Origin of the sequence: Mesorhizobium sp. L48C026A00 (genome assembly GCF_000502375.1) — a bacterium.
Taxonomy (GTDB): Bacteria; Pseudomonadota; Alphaproteobacteria; order Rhizobiales; family Rhizobiaceae; genus Mesorhizobium; species Mesorhizobium muleiense.
Window position 1 is genome coordinate 162,108 of sequence record NZ_AYWU01000015.1, and the last position, 18,229, is coordinate 180,336.

The 18,229-nt window shown below is 62.6% G+C and carries 17 protein-coding genes and 1 tRNA gene; 13 read left to right on the forward strand and 5 right to left on the reverse strand.

Annotated elements, in window-relative coordinates; genetic code table 11:
• Positions 1–57: 57 nt before the first annotated feature.
• A complete protein-coding gene (gene rpoZ, locus X738_RS65175) occupies positions 58–459 on the reverse strand; it encodes a DNA-directed RNA polymerase subunit omega (RefSeq protein ID WP_023800772.1) in 402 nt (133 codons plus the stop codon).
• A 319-nt stretch (positions 460–778) separates the two neighbouring features.
• Here rpoZ and X738_RS65180 point away from each other — a divergent pair, with 319 nt between their 5' ends.
• Positions 779–1,360 carry a LabA-like NYN domain-containing protein gene (locus tag X738_RS65180; RefSeq protein ID WP_023800773.1) on the forward strand — a complete coding sequence of 194 codons (582 nt, stop codon included), beginning with the start codon at positions 779–781 and terminating at the stop codon, positions 1,358–1,360.
• A complete protein-coding gene (locus X738_RS65185) occupies positions 1,357–2,034 on the forward strand; it encodes a uracil-DNA glycosylase (RefSeq protein WP_373420431.1) in 678 nt (225 codons plus the stop codon). The genes X738_RS65180 and X738_RS65185 overlap by 4 nt, the downstream gene beginning before the upstream one ends.
• On the opposite strand, the gene X738_RS65190 is transcribed toward X738_RS65185, so the two are convergent.
• From X738_RS65190 to dapA, 3 genes are all read right to left on the reverse strand, one after another.
• Positions 2,003–2,746 carry a glycoside hydrolase family 25 protein gene (locus X738_RS65190; RefSeq protein ID WP_023800775.1) on the reverse strand — a complete coding sequence of 248 codons (744 nt, stop codon included), beginning with the start codon at positions 2,744–2,746 and terminating at the stop codon, positions 2,003–2,005. The genes X738_RS65185 and X738_RS65190 overlap by 32 nt on opposite strands.
• A gap of 28 nt (positions 2,747–2,774) precedes the next feature.
• Complete coding sequence (gene smpB / locus X738_RS65195; RefSeq protein ID WP_023800776.1) at positions 2,775–3,254, reverse strand: SsrA-binding protein SmpB; 480 nt, start codon at positions 3,252–3,254, stop codon at positions 2,775–2,777.
• 246 nt (positions 3,255–3,500) lie between these two features.
• Entirely contained in the window at positions 3,501–4,382 is an 882-nt protein-coding gene (gene dapA / locus X738_RS65200; protein WP_023800777.1) for a 4-hydroxy-tetrahydrodipicolinate synthase, read from the reverse strand.
• Positions 4,383–4,715: 333 nt separating this feature from the next.
• Here dapA and X738_RS65205 point away from each other — a divergent pair, with 333 nt between their 5' ends.
• From X738_RS65205 to X738_RS65220, 4 genes are all read left to right on the forward strand, one after another.
• Complete coding sequence (locus X738_RS65205; RefSeq protein ID WP_023800778.1) at positions 4,716–6,770, forward strand: lytic transglycosylase domain-containing protein; 2,055 nt, start codon at positions 4,716–4,718, stop codon at positions 6,768–6,770.
• 289 nt (positions 6,771–7,059) lie between these two features.
• Positions 7,060–7,968, forward strand: a complete 909-nt coding sequence (locus X738_RS65210) for an alpha/beta fold hydrolase (RefSeq protein ID WP_023800779.1) — start codon at positions 7,060–7,062, stop codon at positions 7,966–7,968.
• Between the two features lie 52 nt (positions 7,969–8,020).
• A tRNA-Ser gene (locus X738_RS65215) sits at positions 8,021–8,111 on the forward strand.
• Positions 8,112–8,526: 415 nt separating this feature from the next.
• Entirely contained in the window at positions 8,527–9,693 is a 1,167-nt protein-coding gene (locus X738_RS65220) for a porin (protein WP_023800780.1), read from the forward strand.
• A gap of 323 nt (positions 9,694–10,016) precedes the next feature.
• On the opposite strand, the gene X738_RS65225 is transcribed toward X738_RS65220, so the two are convergent.
• Complete coding sequence (locus tag X738_RS65225) at positions 10,017–11,696, reverse strand: tetratricopeptide repeat-containing sulfotransferase family protein (protein ID WP_023800781.1); 1,680 nt, start codon at positions 11,694–11,696, stop codon at positions 10,017–10,019.
• Positions 11,697–11,852: 156 nt separating this feature from the next.
• On the opposite strand from X738_RS65225, the gene X738_RS65230 reads away from it, so the two are divergent.
• From X738_RS65230 to X738_RS65260, 7 genes are all read left to right on the forward strand, one after another.
• The gene (locus X738_RS65230) at positions 11,853–12,965 is read left to right on the forward strand and encodes a pyridoxal phosphate-dependent aminotransferase (protein ID WP_023800782.1); all 1,113 of its coding nucleotides are present in this window, start codon (positions 11,853–11,855) and stop codon (positions 12,963–12,965) included.
• Positions 12,966–13,260: 295 nt separating this feature from the next.
• Complete coding sequence (locus X738_RS65235) at positions 13,261–13,917, forward strand: TetR/AcrR family transcriptional regulator (RefSeq protein WP_023800783.1); 657 nt, start codon at positions 13,261–13,263, stop codon at positions 13,915–13,917.
• A gap of 58 nt (positions 13,918–13,975) precedes the next feature.
• Positions 13,976–15,139: an isovaleryl-CoA dehydrogenase gene (locus tag X738_RS65240; protein WP_023800784.1), complete on the forward strand. Its 1,164-nt coding sequence runs from the start codon at positions 13,976–13,978 to the stop codon at positions 15,137–15,139.
• 84 nt (positions 15,140–15,223) lie between these two features.
• Positions 15,224–15,616 (forward strand): AbrB/MazE/SpoVT family DNA-binding domain-containing protein, encoded by a 393-nt coding sequence (locus X738_RS65245; RefSeq protein ID WP_023800785.1) that lies wholly within the window; start codon positions 15,224–15,226, stop codon positions 15,614–15,616.
• The gene (locus X738_RS65250; RefSeq protein WP_023800786.1) at positions 15,613–15,996 is read left to right on the forward strand and encodes a type II toxin-antitoxin system VapC family toxin; all 384 of its coding nucleotides are present in this window, start codon (positions 15,613–15,615) and stop codon (positions 15,994–15,996) included. Before X738_RS65245 ends, X738_RS65250 begins: the two co-directional genes overlap by 4 nt.
• A gap of 5 nt (positions 15,997–16,001) precedes the next feature.
• Complete coding sequence (locus X738_RS65255; protein WP_023800787.1) at positions 16,002–17,609, forward strand: carboxyl transferase domain-containing protein; 1,608 nt, start codon at positions 16,002–16,004, stop codon at positions 17,607–17,609.
• Positions 17,610–17,612: 3 nt separating this feature from the next.
• The gene (locus X738_RS65260; RefSeq protein WP_023800788.1) at positions 17,613–18,155 is read left to right on the forward strand and encodes an O-acetyl-ADP-ribose deacetylase; all 543 of its coding nucleotides are present in this window, start codon (positions 17,613–17,615) and stop codon (positions 18,153–18,155) included.
• The last annotated feature ends 74 nt before the right edge of the window (positions 18,156–18,229 follow it).

Consider the following 18,229-nt stretch of genomic DNA (forward strand, 5'->3'; position numbering starts at 1 on the left):
ATGTCATAGATAACCACGAAACCGCCGGCGCGAAAGTGTCGGCGGCCGGTGGGAAGATTAATAATCGTCGCTTTTTTCCGGCGGCACCAGACCTTCGATGCCGGCCAGGAGGTCTTCCTCAGTCATGCGGTCGAAGGTGATGTTGTCCTCGGTGTCGTCGGCGTCAGTTGCCGCAGCGGCGGTGCCGGTCTGGTCGGCGATCGCCTCGCCGTCGGCTTCCGGCTCGTCGACCTCGACATGCTTCTGCAGCGAGTGGATCAGGTCTTCCTTGAGGTCGTCGGGCGACAATGTCTCCTCGGCGATCTCGCGCAGCGCGATGACCGGATTCTTGTCGTTGTCACGAGGAACGGTGATCTGCGCGCCCTGGCTGATCTGACGGGCGCGGTGGCCAGCCAGAAGCACGAGCTCGAAGCGGTTGTTGACCTTGTCGATGCAATCTTCAACGGTTACGCGGGCCATGAGCTGCCCCTTTCATGCCTGGATTTGATGGAAAACAGGCGCGGTCCATAACCCGAACGCCGCCAAAATACAAGCTTTTTGGCAGTGCCGGACAATGCCGGGCTTGGGGCCTGGGCCTGGGGTCTGGCCAAGGCCAGTCTGGGCGCGCGCCGCCTGCGACATGCGGCACCGATCACAATTGCTTGCTATGCAGTATCATACCCTTGGATTGCCGTAAAACCGGCGTTATCTCGAATGACGAAGGTCAGCCGGTTATTTCAAGCCGACCGATAGTCACGCGCATTTAGACGACCGCTTATTTTCGAAAAGGAATATTTCCATGTTCGACCCTCGTGAAAAAATCGCTCTTTTCATCGACGGTGCCAATCTTTACGCCACCTCGCGTGCGCTCGGCTTCGACATCGACTACCGCAGGCTTTTGTCGAACTTCCAGAAGCGCGGCTACCTGCTGCGTGCCTACTACTACACCGCGCTGGTCGAGGATCAGGAATATTCCTCGATCCGGCCGCTGATCGATTGGCTCGACTATAATGGCTTCAAGGTGGTGACCAAGCCGGCCAAGGAGTTCACCGACTCGACCGGCCGCCGCAAGATCAAGGGCAATATGGACATCGAGCTGACCGTCGATGCACTGGAACTCGCCGATGTCGTCGACCACTATGTCATCTTTTCCGGCGACGGCGATTTCCGCACGCTGGTCGAGGCGCTGCAACGGCGCGGGCGCAAGGTCTCGATCGTCTCGACCATGGCTTCGCAGCCGCCGATGATTTCCGACGATCTGCGCCGCCAGGCCGATCATTTCATCGACCTGATTACCTTGAAGAGCGATGTCGGCCGCGATCCGTCAGAGCGGCCGGTGCGCCGGCCCGAACCGGCCGAAGTCGACGAGGACGAGTATTGACGGCGGCGGTCTTGACCGCTCCCCTGGTCGCGTCCTCCGAGCCCGACCGCGATTGCCCGCTCTGCCCGCGGCTGCATGATTTTATCGCGCAATGGCGGCAGCGCGAGCCGTCCTGGTTCAATGCACCAGTGCCGACCTTTCTGCCACCCGAGGGCGAGGATGCGGTGCGGCTGCTGATCGTCGGACTGGCGCCGGGCCTGCGCGGCGCAAACCGCACCGGACGCCCCTTCACCGGCGATTTTGCCGGCGACCTGCTCTACAACACGCTGATCGCACACGGCTTTGCCCGTGGCCAATTCAAGGCGCGGCCCGATGACGGGCTGGAGCTTGTCGGCACGGCGATTACCAATGCAGTTCGCTGCGTGCCGCCGGACAACAAGCCGGCCGGCGCCGAGATTGCCACCTGCCGGACGTTCCTGGTGCCGACGATCGCGCGGTTCAAGAACCTGCGCGCCGTGCTGGCGCTGGGCTCGATCGCGCACCAGTCGACCGTGCGGGCGCTCGGCCAGCGTGTCGCCGCTTATCCGTTCAAGCATGGCGGGCAGCAGCAAACCAATGGCGTGACGCTGTTTTCCAGCTATCATTGCTCGCGCTACAACACCAACACCGGCGTGCTGACGGAAGCAATGTTCGTCAACGTATTCAGGGAGATAGCGGCGTTTCTGGAGAGATAGATTCGGGCGGTGACGCAAACAGCTCGGCCAATTTCTCCGGCCCGCCCTGAAGCACATTCAGATCGACATCCCCGGTGATGCCGTCGACGCGACCGCTGTCGTGGTACTGCCAATAGATCCAGTCGTCATGACCTGGCTGCAGCGCCAGCGAACGAACCCAGCGCGGGCGGCCGACGATCTGGCTGGTATAGGCCCGTGCCGCGTCGTCGGTCACGTAAAGGATCGCCGTCTTGCCGAAAGCTGCCTCGACAGGGCCGAGGAAAGCCGAGAGTTCAACGCTCAATTCTTCGGGCGATGGCCGTCGCGGGCAATTGCCGACGAATTCGATATCAACCGCCGGCGGCAGCAGCGCTTGATCGCTCGGCACGACGGAGATGAAATTCTTCGCCTGATTGGCGCCAGGCCGGCAGAAGGTGAAGAAATGATAGGCGCCGACCGCCAGACCAGCCGCACGCGCCTCACGCAGATTGGCCGCGAAGGCATCGTCGACGTGGTCGCCGCCTTCAGTTGCCTTGATGATGGCGAAGGCGACATCGTCGGCGGCAACACGCCGCCAGTCGATCTGTCGCTGATGATGCGAAACGTCGATGCCCCTGACCGGATATTTGCCGCGGTCCGGAGAAAACGGCTGGAAGTAGAAATAGCCGGCGGCCGTGACAAGGCACGCCAGGATCAGGCTGGCCGCACCCCAAAGGACAATTCGGTTCCTCATCCGGTTCTTCAAAAGAGTGGCTCCCGGCCTACCCACGCTCCTTCAGCAGCCGGCCCTTTTCGCGCGACCAGTCGCGCTGCTTTTCGGTCTCGCGCTTGTCGTGCAGTTTCTTGCCACGGCCGACGGCGAGCACAAGCTTCGCCCGGCCCTTTTCATTGAAATAGATTTTTAGCGGCACCAGCGTCATGCCTTCGCGATCGACACTCTGCGACAGCTTGGCCATCTCGCGCTTGTTGAGCAGGAGTTTGCGGCGCCGGCGCGGCTCATGGTTGAAGCGGTTGGCCTGCAGATATTCCGGCAGATAGGAGTTGATCAGCCAGATCTCGCCGCCCTCGACCGAGGCGTAGCTGTCCTGGATGTTGGCCTGGCCCTGGCGCAGCGACTTCACCTCGGTGCCGGTCAGCACCAGGCCGGCCTCGATCGTGTCGAGCACCTCGTAGGAAAACCGCGCCTTGCGGTTTTCCGCAACGGTCTTGTTGTTGGGATCGGCTTTTCTGACCTGGTTCATGACGTCTATAGTCCGTTTCGAAACTCGCTCCTGCGAGTCAGATGATGGTGGCACTAGAGCGCCGCGCGTTTTTCAAACGCGCAAAGGACGCTCTAGAAGCCTGAGCTTGCGCATGGTCCTTTCCGAAAGCGAACGCTTTCGGGGCCATGCGCGAACCGGAGCGGAGCGTACATATAGTACGTGAGCACCGGAAGCGCAGGTGACGCCTTCAGTTGGCCGCAGGAGTAGAGTTTCCAAACGGGCTCGCTAGTTAATCAAGCCGGCGTGCTTCATGGCCGCATCGATCTTCTCGGCGGTCGACTGCTCGACGGTGACCAGCGGCGAACGCAACACATTCTCGACCTTGCCGAGCTTCGACAGCGCATATTTTGCGCCGGACACGCCGGGTTCCAGGAAAATCGCCTTGTGCAGCGGCAGCAGGCGGTCCTGCAAGTCCAGCGCCTTGGCGTTGTCGCCGGAAAGCGTCGCCTCCTGGAATTCGGCGCACAGCCGCGGCGCGACATTCGCCGTCACCGAGATGCAGCCGACGCCGCCATGGGCGTTGAAACCGAGTGCCGAGGCGTCCTCGCCGGAAAGCTGGATGAAATCTTTGCCACAGGTGGCACGCTGCTCGGAAACCCGCTCGACCTTGCCGGTGGCGTCCTTGACGCCGACGATGTTCTTGAAGTCATGCACCAGCTGGCCCATCGTCTCGGGCATCATGTCGATCACCGAGCGCGGCGGAATGTTGTAGATGATGATCGGCAGGCTGGTCGCTTTGGCGACGGCAGCGAAATGCGCATAGAGGCCGCGCTGCGTCGGCCGGTTGTAGTAGGGCGTGACGACGAGTGCCGCGTCGGCGCCCGCCTTCTCGGCATATTGCACCAGGCCAACCGCCTCCTCGGTGTTGTTGGAGCCGGCGCCGGCGACGACCGGAACGCGGCCCTTTGCCACCTCGACGCACACTTTGACGACGTGGCGGTGCTCGTCATGCGACAGCGTCGGCGACTCGCCGGTGGTGCCGACCGGAACCACGCCGGTCGTGCCTTCAGCGATCTGCCAGGCGATGAAGGCGCGAAACGCTTTCTCGTCGAAACGGCCGCTCTTTTCGAACGGTGTCACGAGCGCGGTAAGCGAGCCTCTCAGCATGTCGTCCAACTCCTTGGGGCTGGCGCACGAGCCCGAAAATCGGAGCCGATTCACGGAAAGATCATGCGCCAAATTTAAAGTGCCACAGCGTCCTTTGCGCATCCGAGATGACGCGCGGTGCTGCAGGTGTTTTGTCGTGCGCGCCTTCTAGCCGAAAGCGAAGCGGCGCACCATAGTCTCGACATTGTTGCGCGGCAAGCATGACAAGAATGCCAGCAAGCGCAATTTGAACGACTTCGATAGTCCCGTTTACAGGCTCTTCACCACAGCCAACTAGGCTTCAGTTGATCTGTGCCTGTTGGTGATTGTGCAAGACAGGAAATGATGAAGACGATGCCGACCCGGCAGCCTCATTTTTTCGCGCTGCTTGGCGCAATTCTCCTGTTGACGCCGACCCTTGTGGCCGCCGGCAAGGTCGATGCACAGGTCACGTCGACCATTCCGAAGCCAAACCTGCTGGATACCGGCCTGCAGGGTCCGGAATCCCCTCCCGCCAGCGTCGCCAGGTTGAAGAGCGGCCTCGATGCGCTGGCGGCAAACGACATTGCCGGTGCGCGCCAGGTGCGCGACGCCCTGCCGGTCAATTCGCTCGACCAGCACATCCTTGCCTGGGCGATCGCGTTCTATGGCGGCGACAAGGTGCCAAGCGGCGACATCGCCGATGCTGCGAAAATGCTGCCGAACTGGCCGGGCATGATCGCCTTGCGCAAGAACAGTGAGCGCGCGCTCTACCGCGAAAACCCCGCGCCTGAGATCGTGGTGCAGGCTTTCGGCGGCAGCCAGCCGCAAACAGCCGAGGGCGTGGTGATCCTCGCCCGCTCCTATGTCTCGCTCGGCAACGTCGAGGCGGCGCGCTCGGTGCTGTCGCCTTTCTGGCGCACCGAAAAACTGCAAGCCAGGGACGAGGCGGCGATCATCCAGGAATTCGGCAAGCTGATCCCCGCAGCCGACCACCGTTTCCGCATGGAGCGCATGTTTTATGCCGACCGGGTGAATTCGGCGCTGCGCGTCGCCGGCCTTGCCGGCGCCCGGCAGCTGGCCGACGCCTGGGCCGCGGCGGACAAGGGCGACAAGAATGCGGGGGACAAGAACGCGGCCAGACTGCTGAAGGTGGTGCCCGCCGCGCAGCGTTCGGCCGGCTATCTCTTCGCCCAAGCCCAATATCTGCGCAAGCAGCAGAAGTTTTCCGACGCCGCCGCAATGGTGATGAAGGCGCCGAGCGACCGCAACGCTCTGATCGACCCGGATGCCTGGTGGGCCGAGCGCCGGGTGCTTTCGCGCGAACTGGTCGACCAGGGCAACATGAAGACCGCCTACAGGATAGTCGCCGCACACGCCGGCGAAACTGCTGCCAACGCGGCGGATGCGGAGTTTCATGCCGGCTGGTACGCGCTGCGCGGCCTCAACGATCCCACCACCGCTGCCAAGCATTTTGAGCGGATCGCCGGTCTCGCCCAGGGGCCGATATCGCTGTCGCGCGCCTACTATTGGCTCGGCCGTGCCGCCGCGGCCGGCGGCCCCGGCAGCGCCAGGGATTATTTTAGCCGTGCCGCCGCCTACGGCACGACGTTCTACGGCCAGCTCGCCGGTGAGCGCGTCGGCCGGCAGGTCCTCAACATCGCCCATCCGCAGCCGAGCGCCAGCGATCACCGGAATTTTTCCAGCCGCGAGGCGGTCTGCGCCATCAGGCGACTGCAGCAGGCGGGCTATCAGCGCTACGCCGACACGCTTTACCGCGACCTCGCCGGACAGTTGAGCAGTCCCGGAGAGCTGGCGCTGCTGGCCGCGATGGCGGAAAAGCAGGGCAATCACTTCCTGGCGCTGAAGGTCGGCAAGATCGCCGGTGCGCGCGGCATCGATGTCGGGGCGCTGTCGCATCCGCTCGGCGCCATTCCCGAGACCGCCAACATTTCCGGCTCCGGCAAGGCGCTGGCCTATGCGATCGCCCGCCAGGAAAGCGAGTTCAACATCGGCGCCGTCTCCAGCGCCGGCGCACGTGGCCTGCTGCAGCTGATGCCGGCGACCGCCAGGCAATTGGCTGACAAGGCCGGAATGACCTTCTCGCAGGCGCGGCTGACCACCGACGCCGGCTACAACGCGACCTTGGGCGCCGCCTTCCTCGGCGAGCAGCTCGGCCGCTTCGACGGCTCCTATGTGCTGACCTTCGCCGGCTACAATGCCGGCCCCGGCCGCGCCGCCCAGTGGGTGCCCAGATACGGCGACCCGCGCGGCAAGGACATCGACGCCGTCGTCGACTGGATCGAGCGGATTCCCTATACCGAAACAAGAAGTTACGTCCAGCGCGTGATGGAGAATTACGAAGTCTACAAGATGCGTATTTCCGGCAAGTACGACATTGTGGGAGATTTGGTGAACGGGCGGAGTTGATCCGTTCGGGCGAAGGCTGGCTTGGCGAAGCACCCCCCTCTGCCCTGCCGGGCATCTCCCCCTCAAGGGGGGAGATTGGCAGTTACACTGGCGGCGCCTTCCTTATCAGCGTTGGCGATTGGCGAAAGCAAAGGGACAGCCAATCTCCCCCCTTGAGGGGGAGATGTCCGGCAGGACAGAGGGGGGCGCTGTCCCGCCGACATCTCGAAAATGACGCTTCGATTTGACCGTGCCCGCCCTCCCCTGTAGCAGTCGACGATCCGGCAACGGCGAGGAATCGAGTCCCAAAATGTCGATCGATTTTTCCGACTTCTTCTACGCCTCGCCGGACGGGCTTGAACTCCACGCCCGCATCTATGGCGAAGCGAATTCCGGCCACTGGCCGGTCGTCTGCCTGCCCGGCCTGACCCGCAATTGCCGCGATTTTCATGAGTTGGCGCTGCATCTGTCGCGGCGGGCGCAAACGCCGCGAAAAATCGTCGCTTTCGACTATCGCGGGCGCGGGCAATCCGCCTACGACCCCGATATCGGCCACTACAATATCGGCGTCGAAGCCGGTGACATCCTCGCCGGGTTGGCGGCGCTGGGCATCGACGAGGCTGGTTTCATCGGCACGTCACGCGGCGGGCTGATCATCCATGTGCTTGGCGTGATGCGGCCGGCAGTCCTGCGGGCTATCGTGCTCAACGATATCGGCCCGGTGCTCGAGGCCGGCGGTCTCGCCCATATCCGCTCCTATCTCGAGCGCGCGCCGAAGCCGAAAACCCACGCCGAGGCCGTCGGCGCCCTGCGCGGCGCGCATGGCAGCGACTTTCCTGCCCTGACCGTGGCGGACTGGGAGCGGATGGCAGCGGCGCTCCACCGAGAGACGGTTGAAGGATTATTGCCGGATTTCGACCCGAAGCTGGTCGAGACGCTGGCGGGACTCGATCTGACCCAGAAGCTGCCAGACATGTGGCCGCAGTTCGAGGCGCTGGCGGCGATACCCTTGCTCGCCATCCGCGGCGCCAATTCGAAGCTGCTGTCCGCCGAGACCTTCGAACTGATGCGAAACCGTCATCCCGGTGTCGAGACGATCACGGTCGAGGGCCAGGGCCATGCGCCGATCCTCGAGACCGGCGGCCTGCCCGGCGCCTTCGCCGCTTTTCTGGACAGGGCCGAGCAACACTTCGCCGGGAGCCGGTTTTTTCAACGATAATGGGTCAGGCTTGTTGATTGTGCCGGCGCTTTTCTTTATCCACCAGCGCAACGGAGAGGTGGCCGAGTGGTCGAAGGCGCTCCCCTGCTAAGGGAGTAGAGGTCAAAAGCTTCTCGTGGGTTCGAATCCCATCCTCTCCGCCATCCCGCTTCGCGCTTCGCGCTCGCCGCTTTTCGCCATGCGGCGATTCTGCGGCAACGCCTTGGCCGGCGACTCACAGACATCGCCGCAATTGCGGCAGGCAATTGCCGGAATCGGCCGGATTGCAAGGGCTGGCCCAATGGGTCTCCAACCTGTCTCCGGCAGCCCAATGGTTAACGGGAGCTTTCCGAGTGAGGCCAAATCGTGTCATTTGTGCAACAAGGCAGGGTGATAGCGCCTGCACAGACCTTTCGCCGATGCGATGGTTGTTGAACGCCGCCGCCTCATGGGTAATGTCGGGTTCGAAGGAGCGGCGCGGTGCGCATCTTTTTCGGTAGTGGGGATGGGGCAGGGAACGCTGTCCTTCAGCAAAGAATACCCAGACCCGTTTTTTAACTTTTGACTGGAGGTCAGAAAATGAACATCAAGAGCCTTCTTCTTGGCTCCGCTGCGGCTCTGGTCGCAGTTTCCGGTGCGCGCGCCGCCGACGCCGTCGTCGTCGCCGAGCCGGAACCCGCTGAATACGTCCGCATCTGCGACGTCTACGGCGCTGGCTACTTCTACATCCCCGGCACCGAGACCTGCCTGCGCATCGGCGGCTATGTCCGCTACGACATCGGCGTCGGCGACGTCGGCTCGTTCGACGGTGCTGAGAACTTCGACGTCGAGGACGGCGACATTCAGGACACCTACTACAAGCAGGCGCGCTTTAACCTGAAGACCTGGACCGGCCAGGAAACTGAGCTCGGCACCTTGAAGACCTACACCGAGACCCGCTTCAACTTCGGCAACCGGAACCGGCACGTCAGCAGCACATACGTCCCCGGTGTCGATCCGGACGGCGACGGTCCGCTGCCCGCGCCGCCAGGTGAGACTATCATTGATGTCGCTAACCCTGCCGAAAACAAAGGCATTTCGCTGAACTTCGCCTGGATCCAGCTCGGCGGCCTGCGCGTCGGTAAAGACGAATCGGCCTTCGATACGTTCATCGGCTACGCCGGCAACGTCATCCAGGATACGCTGGTTCCCTACGGCGGCTTCGACACCAACGTCGTCCAGTACTATTTCGACGCCGGCAACGGCTTCTCGGCCGTGGTCTCGCTCGAACAAGGTTATGGCGACTTCACGATCGACAGCTATGTTCCGCATGTCGTCGGCGGCGTGAAGTGGACGCAGGGCTGGGGCGCCATCACCGGCGTCATTGCTTACGACGCCAACTACGAAGAAGTGGCCGGCAAGGTTCGCCTCGACGTCACCCCAATGGAGAACCTGTCGCTGTTCATCATGGCCGGCTACGGCACTGACGACAACTACGAGGATCCCGGCTTCGCAACACCCGTCGCCGGCGGCCGCGGCATGTACAAGCTGTGGAGCGGCAACTGGGCGGNGATCTCGTATGACGAAGGCGAAAACCTCGGCATCGCTGCCAACATCGCCTATGACATCGTTCCGGGCCTGACGATCACGGCCGAAGTCGATTACCTGCACGCCGGCGAGTTCGGCGAGGCCGGCTTCAGCAACTGGACCGCTGCGGACGACGAAGACAGCCTCGGCGGCATGCTCCGCTTCCAGCGCTCGTTCTAATCAGCAGCGTTTGACTGAACTCGAACCCGGCGGGCAACCGCCGGGTTTTTTCGTGTCGGCGTGGCTGTCAAGGGCGGAATGTTTTCAGCCGAATAATGCAGCTGCACAGAATGAAAGCAGCGGCGATCCTTCGCGCCCCCCTCTGTCCTGCTGGACAGGGCTCTTCCTTCTCCCCCTGTGGGAGAAGGTGGATTGGCGCGCAGCGCCAAGACGGTTGAGGGGTGTTGGACGGAGTGCGGTTGGTGCCAAGCTGGAACACCCCTCATCCGACCGAGCTTCGCTCGGCCACCTTCTCCCACAAGGGGAGAAGGAGAGAGCCCCGGTCAAATCTCAGCAAGATCGCCCAGCGACTGTATCAGTGGCTGAATTTCGTTTTCATAATTCTTCCAGCGCTTGACCGACGATTTGTAGATCGGTTGGCGAACCTGCCAGCGGCTGGGCGTGTTGACCGAGCCATCCCTGTCGAAAAAGCGCAGGCAGGCGTCATCCCAGGGCAGCCCGAGATAATCTATCAGGCGGCGCGACTGGGCTTCCTGGTCGTCGACCAGCTTCTCGTAGCGGTTTTCGAAGATAAGGCCTGGAAAGACCTCGTTCCAGTGCCGCATCAGGCGGTCATATTCGCGATAGTACAGGCCTAGTGTTGTCAGGTCGGTGTTGTAGCTGTGTGCCTCGCTGAAGTTGAGGACGAAGCAGGAGACGCAATTGTCGATGGCGTCACGACGGCAATGAATGATGCGCGCGTTGGGGAAAAGAAGCCCGATAAGGCCGATCAGTTCAAAATTGTGCGGCGTCTTGTCCACGACGCGAAGTGCGGCAGGCGCCCGCTCCCGCAAATAGGACAGATGCTCTTCGGCCAACGTTCTGGACAGGTCTTCCGTGATCGAGGTGATCGGCTGGCTCAAATCACCAGCCGATAATGTCTTGAGGCCGATCGCATTCGCGACCCGACTCAGTTTGCTAAGCTCCCCTGCGCCATGAACGTCCGGATGGCTGGCGCAGATCTGCTCGGTGAGCGTCGTCCCCGAGCGTGGCATGCCAACCACGAACACAGGCGCTTCGGAAGGATTTCCATAGCCGGCGCGGTCAGCCAAAAAGTCCGGCGTGAAGGTTTCGATCATCGAATCGACCCACCGACGATACAGGTCGATATCGAACCTTTGGCCGGAGGCCTGTTTCGCCTTGTTGAAATGGTCGAATGCCTCGTCATAGCGCTTGAGGTCATTCAGCACCTTGCCGGCGGCGTGATGGAGTTGCTGCGCGCCTTCCGAACCAAGTTTCGGATTACCGAGCTCACGAAGGATGGATTGGAGTTCCTCAGGCTCCTCGGTGAAGCTTCGCGTCTGTACAAGGTCGTTGTAAGCAGCCGGCACGCCAATACGACGTGCGATTGCTTCTCTCAGATATGCGGCGGCTTCATCCATACGCCCCAGGCCGCTGAGCGCGCTGGCCAGCCCGGCTCGCACCTTGGGATGATCGCGGTTGATTTTCAGCGCCTTTTCGTAAAGCGGTAAAGCCATGTCGGGCTTGTCGAACGCCGTGTAAGTGCGCCCCAATGCACAAAGTGCTTCGATAAGGCCGGGCTGCAGTTCCAAGGCATACTGCATATGCTTGATTGCTGGCGAATACTCGCTGACCTTCACATAGGCCTCGCCCAGGCTGAGGTGGTAGTAGGGGTTTTTAGGTTCCTCGCCGACCGCCCGTGCGAAATATCGCAAGGCCCGCTCATCGTCGTAACCCAGGTATATGGTCCCCAGGATGTATAAGGCGAGCGGATGGTTTGGCGTGCGCTCCAGAACCCGAAGGCATAGGTCCTGAGCCTCGTCGAGCCGCTTGGCCTGCTGAAAGGCATATGCCTGTTTCAGCAATGCGTCGTCGGCCTGCGCACGCGATTGGGCGCTTGCTTTCTGCGGGCTCACCAAAGGCTTCACTATCGGCCCCTTCACTTTTGGCGCGGGTCCGGGCTTGATGTGCTTTGACCAGGCAGGCGGGAGTCGATTGTTCATGATATCTCGCTAGCAAAAAGAAATATCTCGCTAGCAAAAAGTGCGGGGGGAATCCAGCATGCTGCTGCAGCCAAGGCGGGAGCTTGCGCGGCCACCTGTGCCGCGCTAGCAAGAAGGCACTTTTGGAGCGAGCCCCCTTTTTTTGCGAGACTTGCCATGCGCCAGCGCCCTCCCCTCACGCCGATCGTCAGCGTGCTTCCTTCGACGGTGCCGTTTGTCGGCCCGGAGGCGCAGGAGCGGGATCGCGGCCGCGCGTTTCGCGCCCGCATCGGCGCCAATGAGAGCAGTTTTGGCCCCTCGCCGCGCGTCATAGCCCGCATGGCCGGCATCGCCGGCGACATGTGGATGTATTGTGATCCAGACAATCACGATTTGAAGGTGACTGTTGCCGGGCATCTTGGCGTTGGCGTCGAAAACGTGGTGGTCGGCGAAGGCATAGACGGGTTGCTCAGCCTGGTGGCGCGCATGTATGTGGCATCAGGCGACGCGGTGGTCACCTCGCTCGGCGCCTATCCGACCTTCAATTTCCATATTGCCGGCGTCGGCGGCCGGCTGGTCGCGGTCCCCTACGAGAACGACCGGGAAAGCCTGGACGGCCTGTTGGCTGCGGTCACCAGGGACAAAGCGCCGCTGGTCTACCTGTCCAACCCGGACAATCCGATGGGCAGTTGGTGGGAGGCGGCGGAACTCATCCGCTTCATCGAAGCCCTGCCGGAGACCACCATGCTGGTGCTCGACGAGGCCTATGGCGAATTGGGCCCTGCCTCGGCGCTGCCGCCGATCGACGTGTCGCGGCCGAACGTCATCCGCTTGCGCACCTTCTCGAAGGCCTACGGGCTGGCCGGCATACGCTGCGGCTATGCGGTAGCCGACGCTCAGGTGATCCGCGATTTCGAGAAGATCCGCAACCACTACGGCGTCAGCCGCATGGCGCAGATCGCCGGCGTCGAGGCGCTGGCCGATCAGGACTATCTGCAAAGCGTGGTGGCGCGGGTCGCTTCCGGCCGCCGGCGCATCGCCGAGATCGCCGAGGCCAATGCGCTGAAGCCGCTGCCCTCGGCTACCAATTTCGTCACCATGGACTGCGGCGGCGACGGCGCCTTCGCGCTGAAGGTGCTGCAGGCGCTTTTGTCGCGCGATGTGTTCATCCGCAAGCCGATGGTGCCGGTGCTCGACCGTTGTATCAGGGTCAGCGTCGGCCTCGACCACGAGCTCGACATTTTTGCCGAGGAATTGCCGGGTGCGCTGGCGGCAGCACGGGGAAGCTGAAAGGCGCTCTTCCTTCTCCCCTTGTGGGAGAAGGTGGATCGGCGCGCAGCGCCGAGACGGATGAGGGGTGTTGGACGGAATGCCGACGGTGCCAAGNTGTGGGAGAAGGTGGATCGGCGCGCAGCGCCGAGACGGATGAGGGGTGTTGGACGGAATGCCGACGGTGCCAAGCTGGAACACCCTCATCCGACCTCGCTTCGCGAGGCCACCTTCTCCCACAAGGGGAGAAGAAGGAGTCGCGCTCTTGAATTAATTGAACGTTCGTTTTATTTCTTACCCTCTCAACGAGGCTTGCATGGCGCGCACGACCGGTTCCGACGGCGAAAAGACCGAAGCAGCGGTTCGCGAGGCGGCGGTCAGCCTGATCGCGCGTCTGGGCTATGAGGCGATGTCGATGCGCCAGCTGGCCGCCGAGGTCGGCGTCCAGGCGGCGGCGCTCTACCGTTATTTTCCGACCAAGCAAGACCTCTTGTTCACGCTGATGCGCGAGCACATGGAAGGGCTGATCGGGGCATGGGACGCGGCGCGCCCGGTCGCGGCCGATCCGGCGACACGGCTCGCCGCCTATGTCGAAAACCACATCGCCTTCCACATCGAACGCCGCCATTCCACCCATGTCTCGAACATGGAATTGCGCAGCCTGTCGCATGACCGCCTGACGCAGATCCTGCGTATGCGCACCGCCTATGAGAAGGAGCTGCGCGTCATCTTGCGCGACGGCGCGGAAGCCGGCGTCTTCGACGTCGAAGACACAGGGCTGACCGCCATGGCGCTGATCCAGATGATGACCGGCGTCATCGTCTGGTTCCGGCCGGGCGAGCGGCTATCGATCTCGGAGGTAACCGCCACATATCTTTCAATGACGATGCGCCTGGTTGGAGGCAAAGGCCTCTGGCGCGACAACGACCTGCAGCGCCGCAGCCGGCGAGCAAAGGACGCTGTAGCACTTTGATTTTGCGCCCTTCCCGAAATCGAATTCGATTTCGGGGCCGTGCGCCGGGAGAAACGGCATGTACACGCACACACTCAACTTCGGGCTTGACGAAGACATCGAAGCGCTGCGCGACCTGGTGCGGCGCTTCGCCCAGGACAAGATCGCCCCAATCGCCGCCGAGATCGACCGCTCGAATGAATTTCCGGCGCATCTGTGGGCCGAGCTCGGTGGGCTCGGCCTGCTCGGCATCACCGCCGATCCGGAATTCGGCGGCACCGGCATGGGCTATCTCGCCCATGTCGTGGCGATGGAGGAGATTTCGCGCGCCTCGGCCTCGGTCGGCCTCTCCTACGGCGCCCATTCCAACCTCTGTGTCAACCAGATCAATCGCTGGGCAACACCGGCGCAGAAGGAAAAATATATGCCTGCGCTGTGCAGCGGCGCAAAGGTCGGCGCGCTGGCAATGTCGGAATCCGGCGCCGGCTCCGACGTCGTGTCGCTCAAACTGCGCGCCGAAAAGCGCAACGATTGCTATGTGCTCAACGGCACCAAGATCTGGATCACCAACGGCCCGGACGCCGAGACGCTGGTCGTCTACGCCAAGACCGATCCAGAACTCCAGTCGCGCGGCATCACCGCCTTCATCGTCGAAAAGGATTTCGCCGGATTTTCCGTCGCGCAAAAGCTCGACAAGCTCGGCATGCGCGGCTCCAACACCGGCGAACTGGTTTTTTCGGATGTCGAAGTGCCGTTCGACAACGTGCTGCATGAGGAGGGGCGCGGCGTCGAGGTGCTGATGTCGGGTCTCGACTACGAGCGCACGGTGCTCGCCGGCGGCCCGCTCGGGCTGATGGCGGCGTGCCTCGATGTGGCGGTCCCCTATGTGCACGAACGCAAGCAGTTCGGTCAGCCGATCGGCGAGTTCCAGCTGGTGCAGGGCAAGCTCGCCGACATGTATACGACGATGAACGCCGCGCGCGCCTATGTCTATGCCGTCGCCGCCGCCTGCGACCGCGGCCAGACGAGTCGCAAGGACGCCGCCGCCTGCGTGCTGTTCGCTGCCGAGAAGGCGACGCAGATGGCGCTCGACGCCATCCAGCTGCTGGGCGGCAATGGCTACATCAACGACTATCCGACCGGCCGGCTTTTGCGCGACGCCAAGCTCTACGAGATCGGCGCCGGCACCAGCGAGATCCGCCGCTGGCTGATCGGGCGGGAAATCATGGCGGAAGGAGTCTGATGGCGCTATCTCCTGAATTTGCCATGCTGGACGATTTTCCCCATATTTCTCGTGATATGTCATATTTTTGGAACGAGGCGGGCTATGGCGAACGGAACCGAAAAGGCTGGGTTTGACGGGAATCCGCCGACACAATTCGAGGCAGGAGCTCAAAAAACTCCGCTCCGGTTGCCAGCGAAACGCGAGCGCGTCAGACTTGGCGAGGGCGGACGCTTCGTGATCCCGGCTGCGATGCGCGAGGAAATGGGCGTGAAGCCTGGTGAAGACTTGATCCTTCATGTCGAGAACGGCGAGTTGCGGGTAAGGTCGTGGCTTCGGAATCTGCGGCGCGTCCAGGCCGAATTGTCAGCGTTGAAAAAGCCCGGCGAAAGTGTCGTCGACGAATTTCTGAAGGAGCGGCGGGAAGAACAGCGTCGAAGCGATAGACGTTTGGACCGGCTTCATGCCGAAGGAACGGCGGGGAAGGGAGCGAAGTGAAAGCTTACGTCATGGACAGCTCGGCGGCGCTTGCGATCCTGCTTAACGAGAAAGGCACCGATGTTGCCTTGGGTTTCGCGCCGGATGCGCAATTCAGCTCCGTCAATGCGGCCGAAATTATCGCCAAGCTGATCGACAAGGGACGCAGCATGGAAGAGGCCGCGGACGACCTCGCCAGTCTCGGCATGCCGGTCGCTGCTTTCGACGAGATGATGGGCATCGCCGCCGGTCAGCTTCGCGAGCTGACGCGGCATCGCGGCTTGTCGCTGGGCGATCGGGCCTGCCTGGCCCTGGCTATTCGCGAGAACGCCATAGCCGTCACCGCCGACCGCGGCTGGGGCGACCTGGATATCGGCTGCAAGATCGAACTGATCCGGTAACGCCAATGGCCCCCCTCACCTCGCAAATCTCGCCAGCCTCCGACACCTTCCGCGCCAATGCCGAGCGCATGCGGGCGCTGGTCGCCGACATTGCGCAAAAGGCGGCAACCGCCGAGCGTGGCGGCTCGGAGGAAGCGCGTGAGCGCCACCAGAGCCGCGGCAAGCTTTTGCCGCGCGAGCGCCTCGCCCAATTGCTCGACACCGGCTCGCCATTCCTCGAGATCGGCCAGTTCGCCGCGTGGTCGATGTATGGCGAGGACATCGCATCGGCCGGCATCATTACCGGCATCGGCCACGTCGAAGGCACCGAAGTGATGGTCGTCGTCAACGACGCCACGGTGAAGGGCGGCACCTATTATCCAATGACGGTGAAGAAGCATCTGCGCGCCCAGGAGATCGCGCTGCAGAACAGATTGCCTTGCGTCTATCTGGTCGACAGCGGCGGCGCCAACCTGCCCAACCAGGACGAGGTGTTTCCCGACCGCGACCATTTCGGCCGCATCTTCTACAACCAGGCCAACATGTCGGCTGCTGGCATTCCGCAGATCGCCTGCGTCATGGGTTCGTGCACGGCGGGCGGCGCCTATGTGCCGGCGATGTCGGACGAGACGATCATGGTGCGCAACCAGGCGACCATCTTCCTCGGCGGTCCGCCGCTGGTGAAGGCCGCTACCGGCGAGGACGTCAGCGCGGAGGAATTGGGCGGCGCCGAGGTCCACACGCGGCTTTCCGGCGTGGCCGATCATTTTGCGCTGGACGACGAGCATGCGCTGGCGATCGCGCGCCGCATCGTCAAGAACCTCAATCGAAAGAAGCAGATCGGGCTGGCGCTACGCGATCCGATTGCGCCGCTTCATGCAGCCGAAGAACTCTACGGCATCGTGCCGACCGATCTGCGCCAGCCCTATGACGTGCGTGAAGTGATCGCCCGCATCGTCGACGGCTCCGAATTCGACGAGTTCAAGCAGAACTATGGCACCACGCTGGTCACCGGCTTTGCCCATCTCAACGGCATGCCGGTCGGCATCATCGCCAACAACGGCGTGCTGTTTTCCGAAAGTGCGCTGAAGGGCGCGCATTTCATCGAGTTGTGCTGCCAGCGCAAGATTCCGCTGATCTTCCTGCAGAACATCACCGGCTTCATGGTCGGGCGAAAATACGAGGCCGGCGGCATCGCCAAGGACGGCGCCAAGCTGGTGATGGCGGTCGCCACGGCCCGCGTGCCGAAGGTCACCATGATCATCGGCGGCTCGTTCGGCGCCGGCAATTACGGCATGTGCGGACGCGCCTATTCGCCACGCTTCCTGTGGATGTGGCCGAATGCCCGCATTTCGGTGATGGGCGGCGAGCAGGCGGCCACCGTGCTGGCCGTGGTCAAGCGCGAGGGGATCGAACGCAAGGGCGGGGAATGGAGCGCGGAGGAGGAGGCAAAATTCAAGAAGCCGATCCTGATGAAATACGAGCATGAAGGCCACCCGCTGTATTCCTCCGCCCGGCTCTGGGACGACGGCATCATCGATCCGGCCAAGACGCGCGAGGTGCTGGCGCTCAGCCTGTCAGCCGCGCTGAACGCCGGGATCGAGGAGACAAGCTTCGGCGTGTTCAGGATGTGACCGATGAGCGAGATCGAGGCAAGGATTCGCGTTCATGTCGGCGACATCACCAGGCTGGCGGTCGACGCCATCGTCAACGCCGCCAACACCTCACTTCTGGGTGGCGGGGGCGTCGACGGCGCCATCCACCGTGCGGCCGGCCCCGAACTTCTGGCCGAATGCCAAACCCTGAATGGCTGCAAGGTCGGCGACGCAAAACTCACCAAGGGCTACAGGCTGCCGGCACGCTATGTCATCCACACGGTCGGGCCGGTCTGGCAAGGCGGCGGCAAGGGCGAAGCCGAGTTGTTGGCCTCCTGCTACCGCCGGTCGCTCGAACTCGCCGCCGGCAAGGATTGCAGGACGGTGGCATTTCCGGCGATCTCGACCGGTGTATACCGGTATCCAAAGGACCAGGCGACGCAGATCGCCGTTGGCACGGTGAGCGCCTTTGTCAGCCACAATGCGGTTCCTGAAACCGTCATCTTCTGCTGCTTCGACCAACAGACGGCGGACCTATACCAACAGGCGTTGCTGCGCATGGCGGAGCGCTACCGGCTCAGGTAAGAAAATCCATTCATAGTTTTCAGACTTATTTTCATTCCCCGATCTGGCCAGACGAAAGAATCGCGGCTATTGCT